Annotated in this window: 11 protein-coding genes and 1 pseudogene; 4 read left to right on the top strand and 8 right to left on the bottom strand. The window is 54.6% G+C overall.

The window, feature by feature from the left end:
* The 3 genes from RTY00_RS13135 to RTY00_RS13125 form a co-directional block, all read right to left on the bottom strand.
* The coding region (locus RTY00_RS13135; protein WP_312664750.1) for a DUF3382 domain-containing protein at positions 1-260 on the bottom strand (260 nt) is incomplete at its 3' end.
* Positions 257-1,183, bottom strand: a complete 927-nt coding sequence (gene livH, locus RTY00_RS13130; protein WP_008109897.1) for a high-affinity branched-chain amino acid ABC transporter permease LivH — start codon at positions 1,181-1,183, stop codon at positions 257-259. The genes livH and RTY00_RS13135, both read right to left, overlap by 4 nt.
* 66 nt (positions 1,184-1,249) lie before the next feature.
* On the bottom strand, positions 1,250-2,377 hold the full coding sequence (locus tag RTY00_RS13125) for a branched-chain amino acid ABC transporter substrate-binding protein (RefSeq protein WP_008109896.1): 1,128 nt from the start codon (positions 2,375-2,377) through the stop codon (positions 1,250-1,252).
* 402 nt (positions 2,378-2,779) lie between these two features.
* Here RTY00_RS13125 and panM point away from each other — a divergent pair, with 402 nt between their 5' ends.
* On the top strand, positions 2,780-3,166 hold the full coding sequence (gene panM / locus RTY00_RS13120) for an aspartate 1-decarboxylase autocleavage activator PanM (protein WP_312664748.1): 387 nt from the start codon (positions 2,780-2,782) through the stop codon (positions 3,164-3,166).
* Positions 3,167-3,276: 110 nt separating this feature from the next.
* Here the strand turns inward: panM and rpoH are convergent, their stop codons facing one another.
* The 4 genes from rpoH to ftsY form a co-directional block, all read right to left on the bottom strand.
* Entirely contained in the window at positions 3,277-4,134 is an 858-nt protein-coding gene (gene rpoH / locus RTY00_RS13115) for an RNA polymerase sigma factor RpoH (RefSeq protein ID WP_008109892.1), read from the bottom strand.
* 239 nt (positions 4,135-4,373) lie between these two features.
* Positions 4,374-5,357 carry a permease-like cell division protein FtsX gene (ftsX, locus tag RTY00_RS13110; RefSeq protein ID WP_008109891.1) on the bottom strand — a complete coding sequence of 328 codons (984 nt, stop codon included), beginning with the start codon at positions 5,355-5,357 and terminating at the stop codon, positions 4,374-4,376.
* A complete protein-coding gene (gene ftsE, locus RTY00_RS13105) occupies positions 5,347-6,015 on the bottom strand; it encodes a cell division ATP-binding protein FtsE (RefSeq protein WP_008109888.1) in 669 nt (222 codons plus the stop codon). Before ftsE ends, ftsX begins: the two co-directional genes overlap by 11 nt.
* Positions 6,016-6,020: 5 nt before the next feature.
* On the bottom strand, positions 6,021-7,466 hold the full coding sequence (ftsY, locus tag RTY00_RS13100; RefSeq protein ID WP_312664747.1) for a signal recognition particle-docking protein FtsY: 1,446 nt from the start codon (positions 7,464-7,466) through the stop codon (positions 6,021-6,023).
* Between the two features lie 232 nt (positions 7,467-7,698).
* Between ftsY and rsmD the strand changes: the two genes are divergently transcribed.
* Complete coding sequence (gene rsmD, locus RTY00_RS13095; protein WP_008109884.1) at positions 7,699-8,295, top strand: 16S rRNA (guanine(966)-N(2))-methyltransferase; 597 nt, start codon at positions 7,699-7,701, stop codon at positions 8,293-8,295.
* The gene (locus RTY00_RS13090) at positions 8,285-8,554 is read left to right on the top strand and encodes a DUF1145 family protein (RefSeq protein ID WP_008109883.1); all 270 of its coding nucleotides are present in this window, start codon (positions 8,285-8,287) and stop codon (positions 8,552-8,554) included. The genes rsmD and RTY00_RS13090 overlap by 11 nt, the downstream gene beginning before the upstream one ends.
* Before the next feature lie 98 nt (positions 8,555-8,652).
* On the opposite strand, the gene RTY00_RS13085 is transcribed toward RTY00_RS13090, so the two are convergent.
* On the bottom strand, positions 8,653-9,009 hold the full coding sequence (locus tag RTY00_RS13085; protein ID WP_312664745.1) for a DUF2500 domain-containing protein: 357 nt from the start codon (positions 9,007-9,009) through the stop codon (positions 8,653-8,655).
* 164 nt (positions 9,010-9,173) lie between these two features.
* On the opposite strand from RTY00_RS13085, the pseudogene RTY00_RS13080 reads away from it, so the two are divergent.
* A pseudogene (locus tag RTY00_RS13080) lies at positions 9,174-9,281 on the top strand (lysoplasmalogenase); the annotation flags it as partial.

The following is a 9,281-nucleotide window of genomic DNA, read 5'->3' as shown; positions in this document are numbered from 1 at the left end:
TTTGGCGTCGATCCATCAAAGCCCGGCAGGACAAAACCTTTGCCGCTGCGCTTGAATTTACCCTGTACCAGCGGACGCAGCAGCTGGAAGACAAATACCACCGCACAACCAATGAAAATCCAGTTCCAGCGCACCGCGCCTGCGTTGGCGACCACCAGTTTGGTGCCGTCCAGATCGAGGCGCACGCCCATAAAGAAGGTCGCGAGAATCAGCAACATCACCGTGGAGATCACGGCGTTGACCAAACCGAGGCGTTTCATACTTTCTCCACTTCCGGACGGCCAAGAATCCCGGTTGGCATCACCAGCAGCACCACGATCAGCAGCGCGAAGGAGACCACATCTTTATATTCTGTCGACAGATATGCTGAGGTCAGCGCTTCCGCAATACCCAGCACCAGGCCGCCAATCATCGCGCCTGGAATACTGCCGATGCCGCCCAATACCGCAGCGGTGAAGGCTTTCATCCCGGCCATAAAGCCGATGAACGGGTTAATGGAACCATAGAATTGACCGAGTAATACGCCCGCCACCGCCGCCATCGCCGCACCAATGATAAAGGTGAGAGAGATAACACGGTCGGTGTTGATGCCCAGCAGGCTGGCCATTTTCAGGTCTTCTGCGCAGGCGCGGCATGCGCGGCCCATGCGCGAATAACGGATAAACAGCGTTAGCGCCAGCATCGACAGGAAGGTCACTACCCAAATCACCAGTTGCATGGTGGAGAGCGTGGCAGCAAAGCCGTTGCTCTCGCCCAGCGTCCACTGGCCGGTGATCAGGCTTGGCAGCGCGAGATCGCGCGAGCCTTGCGTCAGGCTGACGTAGTTCTGCAGGAAGATCGACATACCGATCGCGGAGATCAGCGCGATCAGGCGCTTGGACGATCGCACCGGCTTGTACGCCACGCGTTCGATGCTCCAGCCATAAGCGCTGGAGATGATCACCGCCATCACGAAACCGGCGGCGATCATCAGCCACGAGGTATCGATGCCCATCATCATCAGGGCGGCAATCACGATAAAGGAGACATAGCTACCGATCATGTACACCTCGCCGTGGGCGAAGTTGATCATGCCGATAATGCCGTAAACCATGGTGTAACCGATGGCGATCAGCGCGTAGGTGCTCCCGAGGGTAACCCCGTTGAACATCTGCTGAATGAAATAGAGAAACTGCTCGGACATAGTGAGGACCTGCTCTGGAGCTGAATAATTCCCTCCCCCGCGCGCGGGAGAGGGAATTTGGGGGGATTACTTAACTGCGGTAGAAGAGCCGTCTTTGTGCCATTTGAAGACACCAAATTCGAAGCCTTTCAGATCGCCTTTCTCATCCCAATTCAGGTTGCCCATTACGGTTGGAACGGCAGCACCTGCTTTCAGGTTCTTAGCAATTGCATCGGGCTCATCGCTCTTGCTGCGCTCGATACCGGCCACCAGCGACTGAATCGCCGCGTAGGTGGTCCAGACGAACGGACCGGTTGGATCTTTGCGATTCGACGCGGTGTTGGCTTTGATCGCATCAACAATCGCTTTGTTCTCTGGCAGCTGGTCGTAGCGCTTCGGCAGCGTTACAAACAGGCCTTCAGACGCATCACCGGCGATGTTAGACAGAGAAGCGTTGCCCACGCCTTCCGGACCCATGAAGCCGGCATTCAGGCCTGCGGATTTTGCCTGACGCAGAATCTGGCCCAGCTCCGGGTAGTAACCGCCGTAGTAAACGAAATCGACGTTCTCTTTCTTCAGGCGCGCAATCAGCGTGGAGAAGTCTTTATCACCGGCGGTGATACCTTCAAACAGCACCACGTTGCCGCCTTTGGCTTTCAGGGTTTTCTGCACGGATTCCGCCAGACCCTGACCATATTGCTGCTTGTCATGCACCACAGCGATACGTTTTGGTTTGATGTGGTCGAGGATGTAGGTCGCCGCCGTTGGGCCCTGATCGGAATCCAGACCGGTAGTACGCAGCACATCAGCATAGCCACGCGCAGTCAGTTCTGGCGCGGTCGCGGCTGGGGTGATCATCAGCACGCCTTCGTCGTTATAGATGTCTGAAGCAGGCTGAGTAGAGGAGGAGCAAAGATGGCCGATAACGTATTTAATGCCGTCGTTAACCACTTTGTTGGCAACCGCAACCGCTTGTTTCGGGTCACAGGCATCGTCATATTCCACGCCAACCAGTTTGTCACCGTTAACGCCGCCTTTGGCGTTGATGTCCTTAATCGCTTGCGCGGCACCGGTAAACTGCATGTCACCGTACTGCGCGACCGGACCGGTTGATGCGCCTACGATGGCAATTTTAATGTCTTTCGCCAGCGCCGCATGGCTCATCGCCAGGGCAACGCAGCCCGCCAGTAATGCGCGTCCTTTACTCATTTTCATGCGAACTTCCCCATCTGTTGTGTCGTGTTTGTTGTGATTGTTTATTTTCTGCCAGTCAAAGAGGAAAACTCATTCTGCAATAATGGGTTAGCACGCTTTTCTGGCATTTATAGGTAATAAGGCTTTATTTTTCAGGTTATTAAACAGGAACTTTCTTCTGTAAATCAACTGACATATTCAGAATTGGCTGAGTGGATCAGCAGAATCGTCTGGTTGTTATGGCCGATTTTTCAGCAGGATACCAGCGCGTTATGCTGGCTTTTTCGGCTATCATTGATGGCTTACTCCACAATCCTGGCAAACTGGCTGGCATTTGACCTATTTTCATCAGAAAAAAGTGACAGCGCTCTGACTGTCTAAATTCGCTACACTATCGCCTTTGCACTAGTACAGGTATTAGGTATGAAGCTGACAATCCAGCGCTTAGCATCGTTAACCGCTCAGGATCGTATCGATTTAGCTAAAGTCTGGCCGGAAATCGATATTGTGCAACTGGAAGCGCAACTCAGCGACACGCAGCGTCTGTATGCGGCGCGTTTTAACGACAGATTGCTGGCGGCGCTACAGCTGACCATCAGCGGCACGCAGGGGAAAATCACCCATATCAACGTGCGTGAAGTCACGCGTCGACGTGGCGTGGGACAATACTTGCTGGAAGAGACGATGGCGCATAACAGCGCGTTAGCAGATTGGTGGATTGCCGATGACGGCGACGCCGATCAGGGCGTGCGCGCGGCGTTTATGCAGGCTTGTGGTTTTCGTGCGCAGGCTGATGGTTGGGTTAAATGAAATATGTTTGTGCGATCGGCCGCACCGTTTGTCGTAGGATCGCCATTCATGGCGACCAGCCAATAAAAAGGGCGACTTAAAAGTCGCCCCATTTTTGCAGCTGAAAATTATCAGGCTTCAATCGCCACACGCAATTTCTTCATGGCGTTCTTTTCCAACTGACGCACGCGCTCTGCAGAGACGCCGTATTTGTCGGCCAGCTCCTGCAGCGTGGTTTTGTTGTCATCGTCCAGCCAGCGGGCACGGATAATATCCTGACTACGCTCGTCGAGGCTCAGCATCGCATCGCTCAGCTTATCCGCCGCATGTGCATCCCAGTTGTCCTCTTCGATGCCATCGGCAAAGTCAGAGGTTTTATCCTGCAGATACAGCACGGGCGCCATTGATTTGCCTTCGCCTGCTTCATCATCTGAAGACATGTCGAAAGTCATATCCTGCGCGGCCATGCGCGATTCCATTTCCAGCACGTCTTTGCTGCTCACGCCCAGCTCGCGTGCGACCATTTCCACTTCGTCCTGGTTGAACCAACCGAGACGCTGTTTGCTTTTACGCAGGTTAAAGAACAGCTTACGCTGAGCTTTGGTGGTCGCGACTTTCACAATACGCCAGTTACGCAGCACGTATTCGTGAATCTCAGCTTTAATCCAGTGCACGGCAAACGACACCAGACGCACGCCGACTTCAGGATTGAAGCGACGCACCGCCTTCATCAGGCCGATGTTACCTTCCTGAATCAGGTCTGCCTGCGGCAAGCCGTAACCGGAGTAGTTACGAGCAATATGAACAACAAAGCGCAGGTGAGACAGGATCAGCGTCTTAGCTGCATCCAGATCGCCCTGGTAATGCAGCCGCTCAGCCAATGCTTTTTCCTCTTCTGCCGTCAGCACCGGCCAGTTGTTGGCAGCCCGGACGTAAGATTCCAGGTTACCCAGAGGAGCAATCGCTAAAGTTTGCATTTCTTTGGTCATTCAAACCCTCACAAATTCAATGGACTTGCTGCACGGTATTTTGCGCAGACGCTACATTATGTCAACGTCACGATAAAACCAGAAGCAATCTGTGCTACTTGGACGACAAAGTTATCCACAAGTTCAATTATAGCAGTGAATATTTTACACACAGATGACGGCGGGGGAAATAGGAGAATTCCTCTGCTCCCAGGTCGTCGGCAGCAGAGGAAGAGTATATCAAAAAACGTTGCTTTTGGTTACTGCGGCGTAAAACGGCGTAAATGTTGTACCGTTGCCAGCCAGGCAGCAATCCAGCCGATGATGGCGGCGATCAGCAGTAACAGCAGCCCTTCGTCCCAGGAAAAACCTTCCAGCACAAAGGTGGTACCGAATACCGTTGCCACTTGCGCCACCACCGATTGCAGGCGCAACACCAGCACTTCGGAGAGCAGCAGCGACAGCACCGCGCCACCAAAGCCTAACAGCGCACCGCCGTACAGGAAGGGACGCAGGATAAAGCCGTCGGTGGCACCAATCAGCTTCTGCACGTTAATGGTATCGCGCCGCGCAAAGATGCTGAGCCGCACGCTGTTGCCAATCACCAGGAATACAGCGACCACCATCAGCAGGCCAATCATTGAGGCAATCTGCCCCACCAGCCCGGTTAACGCTGCTAAACGCGCGAACCAGCTGTCATCCATGCGCACTTCATCAACGCCCTGCACTTTCGCGACGCGATCGCGCAGATTCGCCATGGTGTCCGAATTCTGGAAATTGAGTTTCGGCGTGATGATAGCCACCGCCGGCAGCGGATTCTGCTCCAGCATATCCATCGAACCACCAAAACCAGACCAGTTACGGAACTCATTCAGCGCTTCTTCACGGGTCAGGTAATTGACGTTATCCACGCCGTCGAGCTGCTTGAGCTGCGCGGTAACGTTCTCCGCTGCGGTATCATCCAGCGCTTTATCCAGATAAACCGTTAACTGTGGCGCGGGATACCACTGCGTCGCCGCCTGGCTTACGTTCTTCCACACCATGTAGCACACGCTTGGCAGTGTCAGGGAAATGGCGATCACCATCACCGTCAGCAGCGTCGCCAGCGGCTGACGCCACATATCCGACAACGTGCCGCGCAGCGCATAGCGCCACTGCTCCTGCCAGCCGCCTTTCAGCGCCTTGCTTTTAGAAGGCTGCTTCGCTTTCGGCGCAGGTGCGCGCTTGTTGCGTTTATTGACCATCGTGGCCTCCGTGCAGACGTCCCTGATTGAGCGTCATCACGCGGTAATTCCGGCGTGCAATCAGCCCGACATCGTGCGTTGCCATTAACACCGTGACGCCAACGCGGTTGAACTCTTCAAACAGGCGCAGGATGTCTTCCGACAGCGCGTTGTCGAGGTTACCGGTGGGTTCATCCGCCAGCAGCACCGCAGGCTTGTTCACCACCGCGCGAGCAATGCCGACACGCTGCTGTTCACCGCCAGAGAGCTGAATCGGATAGCTTTTCGCTTTGTCGAGCAGGCCGACTTTATCCAGCGCTGCCGACACGCGACGACGAATATCTTCGCCGCTGGCACCGGAAATGATCAGCGGAATCGCTACGTTGTCGTAGACCGAACGATCCATCAACAAATGGTGATCCTGGAAAATCATGCCGATCTGACGTCGCAGGAAAGGCACTTCGCTGTGACGCAGACGCGAAATATCGTGGCCGCTAAACCAGATCTGCCCGGCGCTCGGGCGCTCAATGCCACAAATCAGCTTCAGTAAGGTACTTTTCCCCGCGCCGGAATGGCCGGTCAGGAACGCCATTTCGCCGGGACGCAGATGGAAATCCACTCCCTGCAGCGCCTGACGTCCACCCAGGTAAGCTTTACTGACCTCTTCAAAGCGAATCATCCCAATCATTCCTCTCGGGCAAACAGTGCCTCAATAAAGTCTGCGGCCTTAAACGGCCGTAAATCCTCGATGCCTTCCCCAACACCGATATAACGAATCGGAATGCCGAACTGATCGGCAACCGAGAAGATCACGCCGCCTTTGGCGGTGCCATCCAGTTTCGTCAGGGTGATGCCGGTCAGGCCCACCGCTTCATGGAACAGTTTGGCCTGGCTGATGGCGTTTTGCCCGGTGCTGGCGTCGAGCGTCAGCATCACTTCATGCGGTGCATCTTCATCCAGCTTCTTCATCACGCGGGTAATTTTCTTCAGTTCTTCCATCAGGTGCGATTTGTTCTGCAGGCGACCGGCGGTATCGGCGATCAGTACATCCACATTGCGCGACTTGGCGGCTTGAATGGCGTCAAAAATCACCGAGGCTGAATCAGCACCGGTGTGCTGCGCCACCACAGGAATGTTGTTGCGCTGGCCCCAAACCTGCAGCTGCTCAACGGCGGCGGCACGGAAGGTATCACCCGCTGCCAGCATTACCGATTTGCCTTGCGCCTGATACTGACGCGCCAGCTTACCGATGGTGGTAGTTTTACCCACGCCGTTGACGCCAACCATCAGGATGACGAATGGCGTTTTGCCACCCACTTCCAGCGGCTGATCCACTTTTTCCAAAATGCCGGACATTTCAGCTTTCAGCAGGCCATACAGCGCTTCGGCATCGCGCAGCTGCTTGCGATTGGCCTGTTGTGTCAGATTGGTGATGATGCGGCGCGTGGTTTCAACGCCAACGTCGGCAATCAGCAGCTGCTCTTCCAGCTCTTCAAACAGATCGTCATCGATTTTCTTACCGCGAAACAGGCCAATAAAACCTGAACCGAGGTTTTCACGGGTTTTGACCAGGCTGCGTTTCAGACGGGCGAAAAAGCCCTCTTTGGTAGGACGTTCCTGCTCCTGCGCAATCATCGGCGCAGCGGCCAGAGGCAGATCGCTCACGGTATCCTGCGTAGCTTCGGCTAGCTCGGCATCTTCCGCATAGGTTTCCGCTAACGCCAGCGCTTCCAGTTCTTCATCGGTTAAAGGCGCTTCTTCATCCCGTTCTGGCTCATCAAGCGCCAGCTCTTCCCGCTGCGGCTCTTCTTCGATTGGTGCCACATCCGGCTGCGTTATCTCTTCCGGCAGCACTTCTTCAACGATTGCTGTAACCGGTTCAGGTTCCTGCGGCTCGATAACCGGCTCTTCAATCAGTTCCGGTTCAACCTGCTGCTGTTCCGCCACCTGCTCGGTGACGGCGACGGTTTCGACAGCCTGCGCTTCGGCACGATCGAGCGCACTCTCTTCAACGGCAGGCTCAGCGACCACCTCGGTGGTTTGCTGCTGCTCTTCAGCAGGTTGTTGCGTCTCTTCTTCTTTGCCAAAGCCTAACCAGGAAAAAAAGCCGCGTTTTTTCTCTTTTGCCATTGTGTGACCCTACTCCTCGATGGCTTATTCCCGGTAGCACGCTTGTTCCCAGGGGATAAAATATTCAATTTTAAGCGGGTGAGCGGCGTAAAAATCAGGTAATTACGCGCGCTATACCAACTCAGTAGTCTAACACTTTCCAGCCAGCGCACCACAGCACCCTTTTTTAACGTTTCTTCTGCCCGCTACGCCCGTTAAACTACGCAACAAATTATGACGAGTTGTGAGCGAAATGAGTAAATCCCCCCGCAGCAGCAGCGCTGGACAGATCCGCATCATTGGCGGTCAGTGGCGCGGCCGTAAATTACCGGTGCCGGATAGCGCAGGTTTGCGCCCCACCACCGATCGCGTACGTGAAACCCTGTTCAACTGGCTGGCACCGGATATTCAGGAAGCGCGCTGCCTCGATTGCTTCGCCGGTAGCGGCGCGTTAGGGCTGGAAGCGCTGTCTCGTTATGCCGCTTCGGCTACGCTGCTGGAGCTGGAGCGTTCAGTGGCGCAACAGCTGTCGCAGAACCTGCAAACGCTGCGTGCCACACAGGCCAAGGTGGTGCAAACCAACACGCTGCAGTGGCTGAGCCAGCCTGGCGAGCCGTTTGACGTAGTGTTTGTCGATCCGCCGTTTCGTAAAGGGTTGTTACAGGAAACGTTGACGCTGCTGGAACAGAATGGCTGGTTAGCGGCTGAAGCGCTGATTTATGTCGAGAGTGAAGTGGAAAACGGCACCCCCGTAGCACCCGCGAATTGGGATTTGTACCGCGAGAAGATTGCCGGTCAGGTGGCTTATCGCCTTTATCAACGTCAACAGGAGACGCACGATGTGGCTTAATTTGGGACGTTTGCTGATGATTTGCGTCTGGGCCTTTTTACTGCTCAATCTGGTGCAACCTTTCCCAACGCCGCTGCGCTATTTCGTGCACGTAGCGCTGTTCTTTATGGTGATTATGCACGGCCTGCAGCTGGTGTTGCTGCGCGCGACCCAGCCAAAAGACGCGCCGAAACTGAGCGGCGTAACCCAGGCGAAAATCTTCTTCTTTGGCGTGTTTGAGCTGCTGGCGTGGCAGAAAAAGCATTATCCGAAGATGTAGGTTCGTGTGGCTTATAGCGAGGTTGCCATGATTGTGCGGTTTGTGGCCAGGTCGCCATGATCGTGCGGCATATAACCAGGTCGCCATGAATGGCGACCCTACGGGACCGGGGTAAAACTTACGAAACGCGTGCCCTTCATCTTCAACTCGCCCTTCGCGCCCTTATCGATCTGGTGATACTCGTTCGCGTTCACCGTCACTTTAATATCGCTGGCACCGTTCAGCGGATGGAACCAGGCTTCATACTTCATATCTTCCGCCACAATCTCTTCGCGCTGACGTGAACGGCGATTAGGCGACGGAAATTCGCGTTTGGTTTTCACTTCCACGCTCAGCGAGCGCACCGGCGAGGCATCGTTCACCGCCGTTTCGCGGCGCTGTTTAATAAACTGACGGGTCGCCAAAACGGCAATAATGGCCAGTACGATGAAAAAGATTAGCGGTGGTTTGCTCATGATTTATCTCGTGCTTTGCGTTAATTCGGAACGGGTAAAGACGACAAAGCATACAACCAGAGTCGGCTGATTGTCACATTTGGCGGCGGTAACTTACACTGAGAGGGTGATTTTGGGAAAATTCATCAAACTGGCGGACATTTCGTCCAGAAAAGGGAGAAAAAATGCTTTGGTCTTTCCTTGCCGTACTTTTTTCCGGCTGGCTCTACGTCGATGCTTCATACCGCGGTCCGCAATGGCAACGCTGGCTATTTAAACCTGTCACCTTGCTG

Source organism: Pantoea sp. CTOTU49201 (assembly GCF_032054795.1).
Classification (GTDB): Bacteria; Pseudomonadota; Gammaproteobacteria; order Enterobacterales; family Enterobacteriaceae; genus Pantoea; species Pantoea symbiotica.
The sequence above is the reverse complement of the archived record's forward strand: the minus strand, read 5'-3'. Positions and strand labels throughout refer to the sequence as shown.

Excerpts from the sequence above, each read along its gene's own strand:
- livH (WP_008109897.1), bottom strand. The coding sequence starts at position 1,183 with ATGTCCGAGCAGTTTCTCTATTTCATTCAGCAGATGTTCAACGGGGTT.
- RTY00_RS13125 (WP_008109896.1), bottom strand. The coding sequence starts at position 2,377 with ATGAAAATGAGTAAAGGACGCGCATTACTGGCGGGCTGCGTTGCCCTG.
- panM (WP_312664748.1), top strand. The coding sequence starts at position 2,780 with ATGAAGCTGACAATCCAGCGCTTAGCATCGTTAACCGCTCAGGATCGT.
- rpoH (WP_008109892.1), bottom strand. The coding sequence starts at position 4,134 with ATGACCAAAGAAATGCAAACTTTAGCGATTGCTCCTCTGGGTAACCTG.
- ftsX (WP_008109891.1), bottom strand. The coding sequence starts at position 5,357 with ATGGTCAATAAACGCAACAAGCGCGCACCTGCGCCGAAAGCGAAGCAG.
- ftsE (WP_008109888.1), bottom strand. The coding sequence starts at position 6,015 with ATGATTCGCTTTGAAGAGGTCAGTAAAGCTTACCTGGGTGGACGTCAG.
- ftsY (WP_312664747.1), bottom strand. The coding sequence starts at position 7,466 with ATGGCAAAAGAGAAAAAACGCGGCTTTTTTTCCTGGTTAGGCTTTGGC.
- rsmD (WP_008109884.1), top strand. The coding sequence starts at position 7,699 with ATGAGTAAATCCCCCCGCAGCAGCAGCGCTGGACAGATCCGCATCATT.
- RTY00_RS13090 (WP_008109883.1), top strand. The coding sequence starts at position 8,285 with ATGTGGCTTAATTTGGGACGTTTGCTGATGATTTGCGTCTGGGCCTTT.
- RTY00_RS13085 (WP_312664745.1), bottom strand. The coding sequence starts at position 9,009 with ATGAGCAAACCACCGCTAATCTTTTTCATCGTACTGGCCATTATTGCC.